This is a genomic window from Actinomycetospora sp. NBC_00405, assembly GCF_036044095.1.
In the GTDB taxonomy this organism is placed as follows: Bacteria; Actinomycetota; Actinomycetes; order Mycobacteriales; family Pseudonocardiaceae; genus Actinomycetospora; species Actinomycetospora callitridis.
In genome coordinates, this window is record NZ_CP107938.1 from 3,879,596 (window position 1) to 3,896,401 (window position 16,806).

A 16,806-nucleotide genomic window follows, 5' to 3' on the forward strand; every position below is an offset into this window, starting at 1 on the left:
CGGCGACGGTGGTCTGCTCAGGAGACGCTCAGGGGCGCCGGACGGGCGCTGCGCGCCGACGGGTGGAGGATGGGGAGCATGAGCGACGCACCCTCCGGACCCAGTGCGGGCGACCAGGTCATGGTCGTCGGACCCGACGGCCAGCCGGTCGGCACCGTGCGGATGCCGGGCGGTGAGGACGGCGACGGCGAGGTCGTGGAGGGCTCTGCCCAGGACGGCGAGAGCGAGGATCTCTCCGGGGCCGTCGAGGAGCCCGCGAAGGTCATGCGCATCGGCATGATGATCAAGCAGCTGCTCGAGGAGGTCCGCGGGACCGACCTCGACGACGCCAGCCGCGGGCGCCTGCGCGAGATCCACGCCTCGTCGCTGCGCGAGCTCGAGACGGCGCTCTCGCCCGAGCTGCGCGAGGAGCTCGCCCGCCTCGTCGAGCCGTTCGCCGCCGACGAGCCGCCCTCGGCCGGTGAGCTGCGCGTCGCCCAGGCCCAGCTCGTCGGCTGGCTCGAGGGGCTGTTCCACGGGATCCAGACCGCGCTGGTCGCCCAGCAGATGGCCGCCCGGGTGCAGCTCGAGCAGATGCGCAAGGGACTGCCGGCCGGGTCGTCGGGCGCGGCGGCGGGCATGGGCACCACGGGCCAGTACCTCTGAGCCGGGAGGTCGGCACGCCCCTGCCGGGACGCGGAGCCGCACCCCCGACGCAGGTACGCTCACCGGTCGTGGCCGTCCCCGCACTCGCGCGCCAGGACGCCGACGACCCGGCGCCCCTCGAGCACGCTCCGTCCCCGCGCAGCTGGGGGCGTGCGTTCGGGGACATCCGCAAGGCCGTGGACCAGCGCGAGCTCTGGGGTCACCTCGGCTGGCAGGACATCAAGCAGCGCTACCGCCGCTCGGTGATCGGGCCGCTGTGGATCACCATCAGCATGGCGGTCACCGCCGCGGCGCTGGGCGGGCTCTACTCGCAGCTGTTCGGCCAGCCGATCGGCACGTTCATGCCGTACGTGACCGTCGGCTTCATGATCTGGTACTTCATCAGCGCCTGTGTGCTGGAGGGCACCGAGACCTTCATCGCCAACGAAGGACTCATTCGCTTCCTCCCGGCGCCGCTGATGATCTACGTCTTCCGGACGGTCTGGCGGCAGATCCTCTTCTTCGCCCACAACGTCGTCGTCTACGTCATCGTGCTGGCGATCTTCTTCCGTCAGCTCGACCAGCCGTACACCATGGTCAACAACAACCCGTCCGCCATCGTCCACCCCGGCCTGAGCTGGTGGGCGCTGATGGCGATCCCGGCCTTCGTGCTGATCGTCATCAACGGCCTGTGGGTGACCCTGCTGTTCGGGATCATCTCCGCGCGCTTCCGGGACATCCCGCCGGTGGTGGGCAGCTTCATGCAGCTGTTCTTCACCATGACGCCGATCATCTGGACGACGGACCTGCTGACCGGCGGTGCGCCCGGCAGCCCGAAGGCGATCATCGAGTTCCTGGCGAAGCTGAACCCCTTCTACCACTTCATCGAGATCTTCCGGGCCCCGCTCGTGGGCCAGGTGCAGAGCTGGACGCACTGGGCGGTGGCCGGCGGGATCACCGTCATCGGGTGGTCGCTCGCGCTGATCGCGCTGCGCAACTACCGCTCCCGCGTCGCGTACTGGGTGTGAGCGCCATGGTCAGCATCGAGGTCCGAGGGGCCAGCGTCGAGTTCCCGATCTTCGACGCCAAGAACAGGTCGCTCAAGAAGTCCGTCCTCGGCCGCGCAGGCGGGCGGATCAGCGATCAGAAGGTCCCCGTGGTGGAGGCCCTGCGCGACATCGACCTGACGCTCGGCGAGGGCGCCCGCGTCGGGCTCGTCGGGCACAACGGCGCCGGCAAGTCGACCCTGCTGCGCCTGCTCGCCGGCATCTACGAGCCGACGCGCGGACGGGCGAGCATCCACGGCCGGGTGGCGCCGGTCTTCGACCTCGCGGTCGGCATGGACCCGGAGATCTCCGGCTACGAGAACATCCTCATCCGCGGGCTCTTCCTCGGCATGAGCCGCCGCGAGATGGAGCGCCGGGTCGACGAGATCGCCGAGTTCACCGAGCTCGGCGACTACCTGAACATGCCGCTGCGCACCTACTCGACCGGCATGCGGGTGCGGCTCGCGCTCGGCGTCGTCACCTCGATCGACCCGGAGATCCTGATCCTCGACGAGGGCATCGGCGCGGTCGACGCGGCGTTCCTCGAGAAGGCGCGCGACCGGCTGCGCGACCTCGTCGGGCGCTCCGGGATGCTCGTGTTCGCCTCGCACTCCGACGAGTTCCTCGTCGAGCTCTGCGACACCGCGATCTGGATGGACGGCGGGGTCATCCGCGAGCAGGGCTCGCTCCGCGACGTCGTCAGCCACTACAAGGGCCGCGACGTGTTCGAGAACCTCAGCCAGGAGACGATCGAGCGCCTCGAGCGGGCGAGCGTGACCGGCGGATGAGCCCCGAGGGTCAGGTCGACGGTCACATCGACGGGGAGACCGTGACGGCCGTCGTCGTCACCCGGCACCGGGCCGACCTGCTCGTCGACGGGCTCGCGGTGGTCGCGAAGCAGACCCGCCCGCCCGACCACCTCATCGTCGTCGACAACGGCCCCGACGAGGCGACCCGCGAGGTCGTCGAGAACTGCGGGCTCCCCGTCACCTACCTGCCGTCGCACCACAACCTCGGCGGCGCCGGCGGCTACGCGCTCGGGATGCTCACCGCGCTGGCGCGGGGCACCGACTGGCTCTGGCTGGCCGACGACGACGGGAGGCCCGTCGACGAGCACGTGCTGGCGACCCTCCTCGACGTCGCCCGCAGGCGCGGGCTGGCCGAGGTCTCCCCGGTGATCGCGGACATCGACGACCCCGACCGTCTGGCGTTCCCGCTGCGCCAGGGCCTGCACTGGATGCGGCGCCGCAGCGAGCTCGCCGCGTACGGGGACGACGAGCTGCTGCCCGGCATCGCGCACCTGTTCAACGGCGCACTGTTCCGCGCGAGCACCCTCGACGTCATCGGGGTGCCGGATCTTCGCCTGTTCGTCCGCGGGGACGAGGTCGAGGTCCACCGCCGGCTGGCCCGCTCCGGGCTGCCCTACGGCATCTGCCTCACCACCGCCTACGTGCACCCCGACGGCTCCGCCGAGTTCAAGCCGATGCTCGGCGGACGCCTGCACGCCCAGGATCCGGGCGATGCCACGAAGCGCTACTACACGTACCGCAACCGTGGCTATCTGCTCGCCCAGCCGGGTCTACGGCGGTTCGGGGCGATCGAGCACCTGCGCTTCGCCTGGTACTTCCTCGTCTCCCGCCGGGACCCCGCCGGGCTGCGCGAGTGGCTGTCACTGGTCCGTCTCGGACGTCGCGAGCGCTTCCTGCGTCGCTGACGTCCCTCCCGACCCAGGGGTCACCCGATCGATGAGCCTCAGCATGGTCCACCTCACGGTGCCCACCGGCGCCCGGACTAACCTCGCCGCGTGCTGACCTCGGAACAGGCCGTCAGCCCGGCGCGCCCGGGCAGCGGCGACTCCGAGACCCCGGACGGGGATCGTCCGACCCGGGGTCCGCGATGGCTGCGGTTCACGGCGGTCGGTCTCGGCCTGTTCGGCACGGTGCTGGCGCTGCTCTTCCCGTTCCTGCCCGTCGTGCAGGAGACCGCCACGATCTCGTGGCCGAGCGCGACCACCGGCACCCGTCCGGTCGACGCCCCGTTGGTGGCCTATCGGCCCGAGACGATGAGCGTCACCGTCCCCTGCCGGGCGATCCAGGACCTCGACGGCCGCACCGGCCCGGCGGCGAACGTGCTCTCGACCTACCCGCCCCTCTCGCCGGACGGCCCCTCGGTCGGCATGCGCCTCACCGTCGAGAACGGGCAGCTCGTCCTCAACGACCGTGGGCAGCAGATGGCCACCGCCGCGGTCCCGCCCGGCGACTGCACGGTGCGGATCGTCTCGGACGCCGGCTCCACGCTCGTCGACCTCGGCATCGGGCAGGAGATCCGGCTGCCGTTCGACGCCCGCCCCCAGGTCGTCGGCATCTACTCCGACCTCGACCAGGACCGTGACGACGTCGCGGGCGTCGCGGTGTCGATCATCCCGGACACCCGCTTCGAGACCAGCCCGACGACGCTGAAGATCCTCGCCGGGCTCCTGGCGGTGCTGGCCGCGGGCGGCGGCGTCTGGGCCCTGCACGCCCTCGACGTGCGCGCGGGCCGTCGCGCGCCGCGCCTTGCGCCCAAGCGCTGGTGGTGGCCCACCAGCCGCGACGCCGTCGTCACCGTCGTGCTCGCGGTGTGGGCGGTGATCGGCAGCCAGACCTCCGACGACGGCTACATCCTGGGCATCGCCCGGGCGCGGGAGTCGGCGGGCTACATCGGCAACTACTACCGCTGGTTCAACGTCCCCGAGGCGCCGTTCGGCTGGTTCTACGAGCTCTACGCGCTGTGGATCCGCCTCGGCGACTCGATCCTGTGGATGCGGCTGCCGTCGCTGGTCATGGGGATCGCCTCCTGGATCCTCATCAGCCGCGAGATGCTGCCGCGGCTGGGCCAGCAGGTCCGGCGGTCGAAGGCAGCGGCCTGGGCGGCCGCAGGCGTGTTCCTCGCCTTCTGGCTGCCCTACAACAACGGGCTGCGCCCCGAGCCGGTCGTGGTGATCGCCGCCCTGCTCGCCTTCTGCGCCGTCGAGCGCGGCGTCGCGACCCGCCGCCTGGCGCCGGTGGCGCTGGGGCTGCTCGCCGCGGCGTTCGCGGTGGCGGCGACGCCGACGGGGCTCATCGCCGTCGCGCCGTTCCTCGCCGCGGCCCGCCCGCTGTGGCGCCTGGTGATCGAGCGCGTGCGCTTCGGCGGCTGGCTCCCGGTGCTCGCACCGGTCTCGGCGGCCGGGCTGCTCGTGCTCGTCCCGATCTACTCCGACCAGACCTGGGCCGCCGTCTGGGAGGCGACGCGCCTGCGCACGCTGCTCGGGCCGAACTGGACGTGGTTCCAGGAGGTCGTGCGCTACCAGTCGCTGTTCGGGACGGCGGCCGACGGCTCGCTCGCGCGCCGGTTCCCGGTGCTGCTGCTGATCCTCGGGATCGTCGTCTGCATGGTGGTGCTGCTGCGTCGCGACAAGATCGCCGGCGCCGCGCTCGGCCCGTCGCAGCGACTCATCGGCTCCTCGGTGATCGCGTTCGCCGTGCTCGCGCTGACCCCGACGAAGTGGACCCACCACTTCGGCGCGTTCGCCGCCCTCGGCGCCGGCATCGCCGCGCTGACGGCGCTGGCGACGTCGTCGGACGTGCTGCGCTCGCGCCGCAACCGCCTGCTCTTCCTGGCCGCCCTGTTCGCGATCCTGGCGCTGGCGTTCACGGGCCCGAACACCTGGTGGTACACGAACAACTGGGGCGTGCCGTTCAACGGCGGCCCGCCCTTCTGGGACGGCTGGCCCTTCGGCTACGGCCTCGTCGAGCCCTGGCCGGTCTACTCGCTGTGCCTCGCGGTGTCGGTGATCCTGTTGGCGGCCGCCGGGATCGAGCACGTGCGCGGCGTGCCGCGGCCGCCGGAGGACGAGGACGCCAAGCCCTCGGCCGCCTCGGCCGCCGTCGGCGCGGTGCTCGCCCCGCCGAAGGACGCCTTCGACAAGCTGCGGGCGACCCGCGGCGGGTCGAGCGTCGAGCGGCGCGCCCGTGCCCTGCGCATCGGCTCGGCGCCGATCGCGCTGGTGTGTGCCGGGCTCCTCGTGTTCGAGGTGGTCTCGATGACCGACGGGATCGAGGCGCAGGCCGGCAGCTTCTCGCTCGGCGGCGACGTGCTCGACCACCCCTTCGGCGACAGCTGTGGCCTCGCCGACCGGGTCCGCGTCGAGGGCTCGACGGTCGCCGGTGTCCTGCCGACCGCGCCGGCGCCGACCGGGATCACCGCCGCCTCCGGCGTGCTGCCGACCGTCGCCCCGGCCACGCCGACCCCGACGCCCGCGCCCGCCGACGGGGCCGGCTCGGGGTCGTCGGCCGGTGAGGGCGCGGGCGGCACCGACGGCGGTGGGACGACGACCACGACGCCGCCGACGACGTCCACCACCCCCGGGGCGGCCACCCCGGGCCGGCCGACCCCGGCACCGCTGCCCGCGAACACCGTGCCCGCGTCCGCTCCGGAGGCGCAGCTCGTCGACCCCCAGCCCGGCAACAGCGGGTTCACCGCCGCCGGCGCGACCCCGCCGGTCGGCGGCGGCACCGGGGTCTCGGGCTACGAGTACTCGCTGCGCAACGGCCTCGCCGACCAGGCGATCGGTTCCTACGACGCGGCCGGCACGGGCACCGGCGTCCTGCGCACCGACTGGTACTCGCTCGACGACGAGATCCGTGCGGGCACCACGCCGCTCGTCCTGTCCGTCGCCGGACGGCTCAACGGCGGCAACTTCCTGACGATCCAGTTCGCCGACCGCCTGCCCGACGGGCGCGTGCGGGTGCTCGGCCAGCAGCCGGTCGACGACGGCCGCTTCGGCGAGCCGGGGTGGCGCGAGATCCGGCTCAACCTCGCCGGTGGCCCCGGCGCCCAGGCCGACGAGGTGCGGCTGATCGCGCAGGACCGCGCGCTGGGCCCCGACGGGTGGCTCGCGATCGCGCCGATGCGCGGCCCCCAGCTCGTGCCGCTGACCCAGATCCTCGGGCCGGAGAACCCGGGCTACCTGGAGTGGCCCGTGCAGTTCGCGAGCCCCTGCCTGCGGCCGTTCGAGGTGCGCGATGGCATCGCCGAGGTCGCCCGCTACCGCCTCATCGGCGACGCGAGCCAGCTGCGCCCGGGTGGCGTGAACTGGTCGTCGTCCAACGCCGGCGGGCCGCTGGGGTGGATCGAGATCCTCGAACGCCGCACCGAGCTGCCGACCTATCTCGAGGGCCAGCCCCAGCGCGACTGGGGCATCGTCGAGCGCCTCGACCCGTACACCCCGAACGCCTCCGCGCCGGTGGTCACCCGCGGCGAGCGGACGATCTCGGGGACCTTCACCCCCGGCCCCATCGGCGACCCGCCGCCGGGGACGCCGTCGCCGGAGCGCTGAGCCGGGGCTGCTCTGGGTTGCAGCGAACGCGCTGTTCGCTGCTTCTATGCGCGCGAAGTCCCCGTTCGCGCCGCCGGTTCATCGGCGAGGGGCACGTTCGGCAGGCACCGAGCCCTCCCGATCATGCGGGAGGTGCCCCTCGCGCGAACGGGGAGTTCGTACGCCTAGAAGCAGCGAACAGCGCGTTCGCTGCTTCTCAGTCGCGGAAGATCACGGTGCGCATGACGACGAAGTTGATCGTCGTCGCGCAGGCCTGGGCGATGAACCAGGACAGGAAGCCGGCGAGGACGCCCGGGTCGACCGAGGGCGCGCCCATGACGTACAGCACGAGGGTGGCGACGCCGACGTTGACCGCGAAGGTCGAGCCGTAGAGCAGCACGAAGCCGAGGAACTTGCCCGCGCCGCCGGAGGACGAGGCGAAGGTGAAGCGGCGGTTGAGCAGGTAGGCCGTCGTGGTGCCGAGGATGAACGACACCGCCTTGGCCAGCGGCGCCCAGACGCCGAGGGCGAGGAGCCCCGCGTAGACGCCGAGGTCGACGCCGGCGGCGACGGCGCCGATCGCCACGAAGCGCACGAGCTGCGCCTTGAGCCCCAGAGGGGCGGGGCGCTCGCCGGTCTCGGCCGCGGTCATGGTTCGAGGGTACGAGGCAGCGCCGGACACCACGGAGCGGCCCCGCCGGGTCAGCCCTTGTCGGCCTGCTTCTGCAGCTGCTTCTCGACGGTCGTGCGGTCGCGGTGCTCGCGCTCGTGCTCGAGGGCCTGCTGCGCGGTGGACGGGTCGAGGGAGCGCGCCTCCTTCACCGCGTCGTCCGCCGTCATCTCGTCGAGGTGGGCCTCCTTGCGGGCGGTCTTCGCCTTCTCCGTGTTGGGGACGTCGCCCTCGCCCTTCCTCGAGGCCTCCCGCTTGCGCTCGCGGGTCTCCTCCTTCTCGTCGTCGGACATCTCCTCCCAGGCCTTCTTCGGTAGGTAGCGGTCGGTCTCGCCCTCGCCGCGCGCGTCGGTGGAGCCGTCGGCGGTCTGCCACTGCTCGTCGGTCCACTGCTCGAGGCTGCGCTGGGCGTCGGTGGGCCGGTCGGGGTGCTCGTAGCCACCCCCCTGCTTCTCGTACTCCTGGGTGAGCAGCTGGCTCTTGCGGGCCGACCACTTCCCGGGTGCCCCACCCTTGTCCGACTGCTTGATCTCCTCCTTGAGGCGTTCGCGCAGTTCGGGGCGGGTGTAGTCCTTCGCGTAGTCCGCAGCGCCCTTGGTCATGGCGGCGGGTACCCGCCGACGGGCCCGGGAGCGCGACCTCGTCGGGGTGCACCGGGAGCGCGTCGATATCGTCGCAACCCATGGCCGTGGTGGCAGCGCAGGAGAGCCGGCCGGGCCCGGCTCCCGACGCCCCCGGCGACGAGTCCGGTCCGGGGCGGCGTGGTGGCTCGCGCGCGGCCGGCTGGTGGCTCGCGGCCCTCGCGGCGCTCACCGTCGTGCTCGGGCTCGCGATCCCGCTGGCGCCGGTCGTCGCGGACGACCCCGTCGTCACCTGGCCGAAGGCCGGCACCCCGGCCGCGTCGACGAGCCTGCCGCTGACGCCCTACCGCCCGCTGAGCATGACCGCCGACGTGCCGTGCGCGGCGCTGCGACCCGGCGGCGACGCACTGCGCACCCAGCCGGAGTCCGCCGGCACGCCCGGGCGGGGACTGACGGCCGGCACGAGCGGCGGGCGCGTCGTCATCACGAGCTCGGGCGCCACGGTGCTCGACGAGCTGCTCCCGCTGGGTGACTGCACCTACCGGATCGTCGCCGACCAGGCGGGGACGCGGGTGGAGCGCGACGGGCAGCTGCTCGTCGACCGGCCCGGCGCGCTCGTGCCGCAGGTCGCCGAGCTCGCCACGGAGGCGCCGGGGACGCCGGGCCTCGCCGCGACCGTGCACACCGACGACCGCTACTCGTCCTTCCCGAGCACCCTCAAGCTCGTCCTGCTCGTGCTCCACGCGCTCGCGCTGGCGGCGACGCTGTGGATGGCGGTGCGACGGTGGCGCGGCCGCGGACCCGGCCTCGAACGACCACGGTTCCACCCGACGGACGCCGTCGTGGTGCTCGTCTCCGTGGCGTGGGTGGTGCTCGGGCCGCTGCAGAACGACGACTCCTGGTACACGGCGATGGCCAGGGCCGCGACGCCGACGGGCTACATCGGCAACCAGATCTACATGTTCAACACGACGGAGAACCCGTTCGTGCTGTCGCAGTACCTCATGGCGCTCTGGGGCCACCTCGGCGTGGCGATCGGGCTGCCGGGCTGGGGTCTGCTGTGGATGCGCCTGCTGCCGCTGCTGCTCGGGCTGCTGACGTGGTGGCTGCTGCGGATCCTGCTGGTCACCCTGCTCGGCCGCTCCGGACGTCTGCCCGGTGTCGCCTGGGCGCTGCTGCTCGCGCACCTCGCCTGGTGGCTGCCGTACGGGATGGCGCTGCGGCCCGAGGTCGTGATCGTCCCGCTGTCCGCGGGTGTGCTCGTGCTCGCCGAGCTCGCGCGCCGGCGCCAGGCCGTCGGCCCCCTGATCCCGGCGACGGCCCTCGCCGCGCTCGCGGTGAGCGTCTCACCGTCGGGGCTGGTGGCCGCCGCGCCCGTGGTCGTCGCGCTGCCGTGGTTGTGGCGCTGGCTCGTGGCCCGCGGCTGGCGCTCGCGGCTCGGCGCCGCGGGAGCCGTGATCGCCGCCGGGACCATCGCGATCCCGATCGGCTTCGGCGACGCCACCCTCGGTGACGTCATCGAGGCCACCGCCGTCCACAGCTGGTACTACCTGACCTTCCCCTGGTACGAGGAGTGGGCCCACTACCGGACGATGATCGAGACCGGCACGTGGGGACGCCGGCTGCCGGTGCTGCTCACGGTGGTGCTCCTGGTCGTCGTGTCGATCGGCAGCGGACGCGGTCCGGCCGGCGGCCGACTGCGCGACGCCACCCTCGCCGCCGCCGTCACCACCGCCGTCGCGCTGGGCCTGCTGGCGCTCGGGCCGACGAAGTGGGTCAACCACTTCGGGGCGGTCGCGGCACCGGCCACCGTGCTGCTCGCGCTGACGCTGCTGCGCTCGCCCCTGCCCCGCCGCGCCGGCGCGCTCGTGACCGGGGCGTCGGTCCTGCTCATCAGCGGCGCGGCCGTGCTCGGGTTCGCCGGACCCAACACCTGGAAGCCCTACAGCGACCGCGGCCAGCCCTTCGGCGACCACCTCGACACCGAGATCTCGATGCTCGACCTCGAGCAGTTCGCCCCGCACTGGGACCAGTTCTACCTGCGCGACGTCTGGTGGTGGCTGCTCGTCGCGGCGGTCGCCTCCGGCTGGCTGTGGTGGCGGCGCCGCGCGAAGAAGCGCACGTACGGCGTGACCCCCGAGCGCGCGGTGCTCGTCACCGCCACGACGGTCCTGGTCGGGCTGCTGATCGCGGTGATGGTGCTCGCGCCCGTGTGGCAGGGCGCGGGCTGGAGCGTCGCGGGCAGCCAGATGCAGGCGCTGACCGGACGCGCGTGCGGTCTGGGCGAGGCGGCCACGGTGATGGCCCGGACCCGTCAGGACGTCGGGACACCCACGACCCCGGACGCCCGGACCGGCGACTTCGCCCTCGCGGCGGACGACCCCTCGCCCGTTCCGGCGCCCAACCCCGGACAGGTCTGGCACGACCAGGTCGAGCTCGTGCCCGGCGCCGACCCCACCACCCCGCCGCCCGGCGTCACCGGGCTCGGCACCCTGACCACCGGCTGGTTCCCGCTGCCCGTCACCGACCCGATCGACCCCGAGGCGCCGACCCACCTCGTCGTCCCCGTCGCGGGCAACGACCCCGACCGCCAGCGCGTCGTCGTCCAGTTCGGCTCGGGTGACCCGAGCGCGCCGGTCGAGGCCGAGTCCGTGGTGGCGACGCCCGTCGGCGGGTTCACCGCCCGCCAGTGGCAGGAGGTCCCGGTGCAGCTCCCGGGCAGCAGGCCGACCGCGGCGCGGGTCGTGGTCGAGGACCGCGTCGCGGGACCCGAGAGCGCCCTCGCGGTCGCGTCGCCGCACCTGGCCCGCATGCAGCCGGTGGGGAACCTCGTGGCCGCCGCCGCCCGCCCGGACCCCGACGTGGTCGCCGGCGGGGCGTTCGCCGACCAGCTCTCGGTCGTGCTCTGGCCCTGCGTCGACCAGGTGTCGGTCCAGGACGGCATCGCCCCGACCCCGACCCTGCGTCTCAACGCCGCCGAGAACACGCCCGAGTTCATCCTCACCAACCCGACCTACGAGTCGTGGGGCGGCACGATGGTGCAGTCGGAGCGGACCTGGGCCACGGTGCGCCCGTTCTCCGCGGTCCCCGACGGCGGGGTGCCCGCGCTGCCGTGGGGCACCGTCGAGCGGATCGTCTACGACCACCCGACCGACGGCTACGACCTCCGCGTCGACCAGCTCTCCCGCGGCGGCCTCGAGCGGTTCGCGACGCTGGCGTCCGAGGAGTACTCGGGGCGTGAGTACCTCGGCTGAGACGACCCCGCCCCGGCTCGTCAGGCAGGGTCCCGGGCTCCTCCTGGCCTCGGCCGTGCTCACGCTGCTGTGCGCGATCGCGTTCCCGCTCGCGCCCGTGACGCAGCCCGTCGTGACGTTCACGTGGCCGCAGGCGCCGACGCAGACCGCGGTCGCACTGCCGCTCATGCCCTACCAGCCGGTGGCGCTGGACGCCTCGGTGAGCTGTGACGCGCTCGCCGCCACACCGCCCGGGGCGACGACGCTGGCCACCACGCCGCCGGGCACCCCGTCCGCGCCCGTCGGCGGGCTGACCGTCCGGCCGGTGCCGGGCGGCGCGCTGGTGACGAGCAACGGCGAGGCCCTCGCCGCCGTGGCCCTGCCGCGTGGGCCGTGCACGCTGGGCGTGGCGTCGACGCCGTCGGCCACGGCCGTCCTCCTCGACGGCCGGGTCGTCGCGTCCCGCGAGGGCGACGTCCGTCCCGTGGTGGCCGCGGTGGTCACCGGGGCGCCGGGCACCGACGGTCTGTCCCTGTCGCTCCGCACCGACACGCGCTTCCAGACCACCCCGGGCGTGCTGAAGTACCTGCTCGGGCTGGGGGTGCTGGTCGGGCTCGCCGGGATGGTCGCCGGCGCGTGGCGACGCGACGGGCGGTCGTTCGCCCGTCCTCGTCGGCCGCGGCCGCGGCCGGTCGACGCGGTGGTGACACTCGGGCTCGCCGGGTGGGCGGTGGTGGGGCCCGCGACGGTCGACGACGGCTACATCGCGGGCATCCTGCGGGCACGCGACTCCAGCGGCTTCACCGGCAACGTCTACCGCTGGCTCAACGCGCCCGAGGCGCCGTTCAGCTGGTTCTACGAGATCACGCGGGCCTGGGCGGAGCTGGCGCCCGGCGCGCCGTCGGTGCTGTGGCTGCGCGTCCCCGCGACCGTGCTCGGGCTGCTGATCTGGCTCCTGCTGCGCCGCCACGCCCTGCCCCGCGTCAGTCCGGCCCTGCGCCGGCCGGCGACAACGTGGGTCGCCGCGGCGGCGTTCGCGGCGTGGTGGCTGCCGTTCGGGCTCTCGTTGCGCCCCGAGCCGTGGCTCGCGCTGGGCGTGCTGGCCGTGTGGGTCTGCGTGGAGCGGGCCGTGGCCACGCGGGCGCTCCTGCCGCTGCTCGGGGCCGGGGTGGTCGCCGGGTTCACGGTGGCGCTGACGCCGGGCGCGCTGCTGGGCCTCGCACCGCTGCTCGTGGCGCTGCCCGCGCTGTCGCGGGCGGGGCTCGGCGCGCGGGAGGGGTGGACCCGCACGCTCGTCGTCGTGGCCGGGCTGACCGTCGCCGTGCTGCCGATGGCCGCCGACCAGTCGCTCGCCGGGCTGCTCGAGGCCACGCGGGTGCGCCAGCTCGTCGGGGGCGGGCAGCCGTGGTGGCAGGAGCTGTCGCGCTACTCATCGCTCCTGGAGCCGGGCAACGTGCAGGGCGGGATCGGGGCGCGGCTCGCGGTGCTGCTGACCCTGCTCGCGCTCGCCGCCGTCGCGTGGGCGTTGCTCGCGGCCCGGGTGCGCGCCGGGGTCGCGGTCGGTCCGGCGCGCCGGCTGCTCGCCGTCACGGCGCTCGGGCCGGTGACCCTGATCGTCAGCCCGACGAAGTGGACGCTGCACTTCGGCGAGCTCGCGGGCGTCGGCACCGCGGTGCTGACGCTGTTCGTGGTGCTCTGGTCGCCGCGGGTCGTGGCGTCGGTCGCGCGGCTGCGCGGGCCCGCCCTCGTCGTCGTGCTGGGCGGGCTCGGGCTCGTCACGACGCTCGTGCTCATCGGCTACAACCAGTGGGCGTGGGCCTCGGCGTGGGGCGTGTTCTGGAACGACATCCCGCCGCAGATCGCCCGCGTGGCGCTGGGCGACGTCGCGCTGCCCGTGACGATCGTCGGCACGCTGGTGCTCGGCGTGCTCGTGGCCGTGCGTGGGCGGGCGCCCCGCCGGCTGGCCCGGGTGCTGGCGCCGGGGACGGTGGCGCTGATCCTCGTGATCGCGGTGATCGCGCTGGAGGGCGGCTCGTTCCTCAAGGTCACCGCCGACCGGCGCGGGACGTTCAGCTACGGCTCGGACTCCCTCGCGGCCCTGCGCGGCGACCCCTGCGGGCTGGCCTCGGACCTCGCGGTCGAGACCGACCCCCGGGCGGGTGTGCTGGTCCCCGGTCCGCGCTCGATCGACGAAGCGGATTTCCTGGCACCCAGTGCAAGCGAGGACGCAGGGCTTGCACTGGGTGCGCGGTTCGTGCCCACCTCCCCGCAGACGCCTGCCGCGGTGCCGCTGGCGATCGGGGGTGCGGAGCTGCCGGGGTGGGCGGCGCCGGTGACGTCGCCGGACGAGGGCCCGGCGCAGCTGCGGTCGGACTGGTTCGTGCTGCCGCCCGAGGCGCGCGAGCGGCGTGCGCCCGTGGTCGTCACCGCGAGCGGGTCGGTGTCGGCGGGCTCGGTGGTCCTCGAGTTCGCGGCCTCGCCGGGCGAGGCACCGATCGCCGAGACCCCGAGCGGGCCGATGAGCGGCGTCGCCCCGCGGGACCTCCGGGCGCTCGCCCCCGAGGGCACGACGCTGGTCCGGGTGCGGGCGACCAGCGCGGCCCGCGACGCCGAGGACGCCCGGACCGCGACGCCCGTCGGGCGCACGCCCGACCTCCCGGTCGCCGTCAGCCTGCCCCGGGTGCCGCGCACGGTGCCGTTCGACGACGTCGTCCCCCCGGGCAGCACCGCGCTCGTCGACTGGCCCGTGGCCTTCGCCTTCGGGTGCCTCACCCCGCCGCCGCTCACCGGGGGGACGGCGGGCATCCCGCCCTGGCGCGTGACCCCGCCCGGCCTCGCCGACACCGGCGAGATCGAGGTCGCCCCGACCACCGGCGGCCCGTTCCTCACCCCGCGCCTGCTGGTCGAGGAGATCCGCCTGCCGGTGTACCTCGACGGCGACCCGACCCGCGACGCCGTCGGCCTCGCGCGCTGGGTGCCGCGCCTGCCCCTCGGGGCCCTGTCGCCGCAGGTCGGCGAGGAGACCGTCGCCGGCTGGACCCGGACGGGACGCGCGGGAATCCCCGTCCTGGACACCCCCTAGACTCGCGCGGGATGCCTCGCTCCGTGAAGACGCTCGCCGGGTGGGCGCGCACCGCCCCGAGTCGGGCCACCGTGCTCTCGGGCGACGAGGTCGCCTCCACCGAGGCACTGGCGGAGGCGATCGCCGGAGCCGGGCAGCGAGGGGTCATCGCCCGCGGCCTCGGGCGTTCCTACGGCGACACCGCGCAGAACGCGGGCGGTCTCGTCCTCGACATGACCGCCCGCGACCGCATCCACTCCGTCGACGCGGAGACCGGGCTGGTCGATCTCGACGCCGGCGTCTCCCTCGATCGCCTCATGCGCGTCGCCCTGCCCTTCGGGCTCTGGGTGCCGGTGCTGCCGGGCACCCGCCAGGTCACCATCGGCGGCGCGATCGCCAACGACATCCACGGCAAGAACCACCACTCGGCGGGCAGCTTCGGCCAGCACGTCGTGTCGATGGACCTGCTCACGGGCACCGGGGAGGTCCGCCGCCTCGAGCCGGACGGCGTGGAGTCCGAGCTGTTCTGGGCCACGGTCGGCGGCATCGGCCTGACCGGGGTGATCCTCCGGGCGACGATCCGGATGACGAAGACCGAGACCGCCTACTTCGTCGCCGACACCGAACGTACCGCGAACCTCGACGAGACCATCGAGCGCTTCTCCGACGGCTCGGACGAGGCCTACGACTACTCGTCGGCGTGGTTCGACTCGATCTCCACGGGGGCGGGGCTGGGGCGCGCGGCGCTCGGACGGGGCTCGCTGGCCCGGCTCGACGAGCTGCCCGCGAAGCTCCGCAGCGACCCCCTGAAGTTCGACGCCCCGACGCTCGCGAACCTGCCCGACGTCTTCCCGAACGGCCTGGCCAACAAGCTGACGTTCTCGGCGATCGGCGAGCTGTACTACCGCAAGACGAAGAACAAGCGGGGCCAGATCCAGAACCTGACGGCCTTCTACCACCCCCTCGACCTGTTCGGGGACTGGAACCGGGCGTACGGGTCGAAGGGCTTCCTGCAGTACCAGTTCATCGTCCCGCTGGACGCCGAGGCCGAGTTCCGGGCGATCGTGCGCGACATCGCCGAGTCCGGGCACGTCTCGTTCCTCAACGTCTTCAAGAAGTTCGGCGAGGGCAACCGCGCGCCGCTGTCCTTCCCCATGCCGGGGTGGAACATCTGCGTCGACTTCCCGATCGTCGACGGGCTCGGCGCCTTCTGCCGCTCCCTCGACGAGCGCGTGCTGGCCATGGGCGGTCGCCTGTACACCGCCAAGGACTCGCGCACCGATCCCCACACCTTCGCCGCCATGTACCCGCGGCTGGACGAGTGGCGCAAGGTCCGCGACGCCGCCGACCCCGACGGGGTGTTCGCCTCGGACATGTCGCGCCGCCTCCGGCTCACCTCCTGAGGAGAACCATGATCGACGCTGTCGGCCATCCCTCGTCGCTGCTGCTGCTGGGCGGCACGTCGGAGATCGGCCTCGCCACCGCTGAGAAGTACCTCGAGGGCGGCCCGGTGCGCGTGGTGCTGGCCGGGCGCCAGTCGCCGCGGCTCGCCGACGCCGCGGCGCGTCTCACGCGTGCCGGCGCGACGGTCGAGACCGTCGAGTTCGACGCCCGCGACGCGGCCGTGCACACCGAGGCCGTCCGCAAGGCCTTCGCCGGCGGCGACATCGACGTCGCCATCGTGGCGTTCGGCCTGCTCGGCGACCAGGAGAAGGCCTGGCAGGACATCGACGTCGCCGTCGAGCTCGCCGAGGTCAACTACGTCGCCGCCGTGTCGGTGGGCGTCGCGCTCTCCGCGGAGTTCCGCCGCCAGGGCCACGGGCACCTCGTGGCGCTGTCGTCGGTGGCCGCCGAGCGCGCCCGGCGCTCCAACTTCGTCTACGGCTCGACGAAGGCCGGGCTGGACGCGTTCTACACCGGGCTCACCGAGGCGCTGCGCGGCGAGGGCATCGGCGTCACGGTCGTCCGTCCCGGCTTCGTGCACACGAAGATGACCGAGGGCCTGTCGCCCGCGCCGCTCTCGACCACCCCGGAGAAGGTCGCCGACGTCATCGTCTCGGCGGTGTCGTCGGGCAAGGAGCAGGTCTGGGCGCCCGCCCCGCTGCGCGCGGTCATGACCGTCCTGCGCCACATTCCGCGCCCGATCTTCCGTCGCCTGCCCGTCTAGTTCGGCCGTCTGGTTCGGTCGCGGTGTCCGATCCGGGGCCCGTCGTTCGTCAGGATGACGACAGCACCGGACGGATGTGGGAGGAG

The 16,806-nt window shown here is 73.9% G+C and carries 11 protein-coding genes; 9 read left to right on the forward strand and 2 right to left on the reverse strand.

What is annotated here, in order from left to right; all coding sequences use genetic code 11:
- The first annotated feature begins 78 nt into the window (after window positions 1–78).
- From OG774_RS19200 to OG774_RS19220, 5 genes are all read left to right on the forward strand, one after another.
- Window positions 79–645, forward strand: coding sequence for a bacterial proteasome activator family protein (locus tag OG774_RS19200; RefSeq protein WP_442873890.1), 567 nt, complete (start codon window positions 79–81; stop codon window positions 643–645).
- 68 nt (window positions 646–713) lie between these two features.
- Window positions 714–1,652, forward strand: a complete 939-nt coding sequence (gene wzm / locus OG774_RS19205; protein WP_328303347.1) for a galactan export ABC transporter permease subunit Wzm/RfbD — start codon at window positions 714–716, stop codon at window positions 1,650–1,652.
- A gap of 5 nt (window positions 1,653–1,657) precedes the next feature.
- Complete coding sequence (gene wzt / locus OG774_RS19210) at window positions 1,658–2,458, forward strand: galactan export ABC transporter ATP-binding subunit Wzt/RfbE (RefSeq protein ID WP_328311033.1); 801 nt, start codon at window positions 1,658–1,660, stop codon at window positions 2,456–2,458.
- On the forward strand, window positions 2,455–3,384 hold the full coding sequence (gene glfT1, locus OG774_RS19215) for a galactofuranosyltransferase GlfT1 (RefSeq protein ID WP_328303349.1): 930 nt from the start codon (window positions 2,455–2,457) through the stop codon (window positions 3,382–3,384). Before wzt ends, glfT1 begins: the two co-directional genes overlap by 4 nt.
- A 90-nt stretch (window positions 3,385–3,474) precedes the next feature.
- On the forward strand, window positions 3,475–7,029 hold the full coding sequence (locus OG774_RS19220) for an arabinosyltransferase domain-containing protein (RefSeq protein WP_328303351.1): 3,555 nt from the start codon (window positions 3,475–3,477) through the stop codon (window positions 7,027–7,029).
- Window positions 7,030–7,225: 196 nt separating this feature from the next.
- On the opposite strand, the gene OG774_RS19225 is transcribed toward OG774_RS19220, so the two are convergent.
- Together OG774_RS19225 and OG774_RS19230 are read right to left on the reverse strand one after the other, a co-directional pair.
- On the reverse strand, window positions 7,226–7,660 hold the full coding sequence (locus OG774_RS19225; protein WP_328303353.1) for a GtrA family protein: 435 nt from the start codon (window positions 7,658–7,660) through the stop codon (window positions 7,226–7,228).
- A gap of 50 nt (window positions 7,661–7,710) precedes the next feature.
- A complete protein-coding gene (locus OG774_RS19230; protein WP_328303355.1) occupies window positions 7,711–8,280 on the reverse strand; it encodes a hypothetical protein in 570 nt (189 codons plus the stop codon).
- An 80-nt stretch (window positions 8,281–8,360) separates the two neighbouring features.
- Between OG774_RS19230 and OG774_RS19235 the strand changes: the two genes are divergently transcribed.
- The 4 genes from OG774_RS19235 to OG774_RS19250 are packed head-to-tail and all read left to right on the forward strand — an operon-like array spanning window position 8,361 to window position 16,720.
- On the forward strand, window positions 8,361–11,513 hold the full coding sequence (locus OG774_RS19235; protein WP_328303357.1) for an arabinosyltransferase domain-containing protein: 3,153 nt from the start codon (window positions 8,361–8,363) through the stop codon (window positions 11,511–11,513).
- Window positions 11,497–14,574, forward strand: coding sequence for an arabinosyltransferase domain-containing protein (locus tag OG774_RS19240; protein ID WP_328303359.1), 3,078 nt, complete (start codon window positions 11,497–11,499; stop codon window positions 14,572–14,574). The genes OG774_RS19235 and OG774_RS19240 overlap by 17 nt, the downstream gene beginning before the upstream one ends.
- Window positions 14,575–14,585: 11 nt before the next feature.
- A complete protein-coding gene (locus OG774_RS19245) occupies window positions 14,586–15,956 on the forward strand; it encodes an FAD-binding oxidoreductase (RefSeq protein WP_328303362.1) in 1,371 nt (456 codons plus the stop codon).
- An 8-nt stretch (window positions 15,957–15,964) separates the two neighbouring features.
- A complete protein-coding gene (locus OG774_RS19250; RefSeq protein WP_328303364.1) occupies window positions 15,965–16,720 on the forward strand; it encodes a decaprenylphospho-beta-D-erythro-pentofuranosid-2-ulose 2-reductase in 756 nt (251 codons plus the stop codon).
- Window positions 16,721–16,806 lie beyond the last annotated feature (86 nt).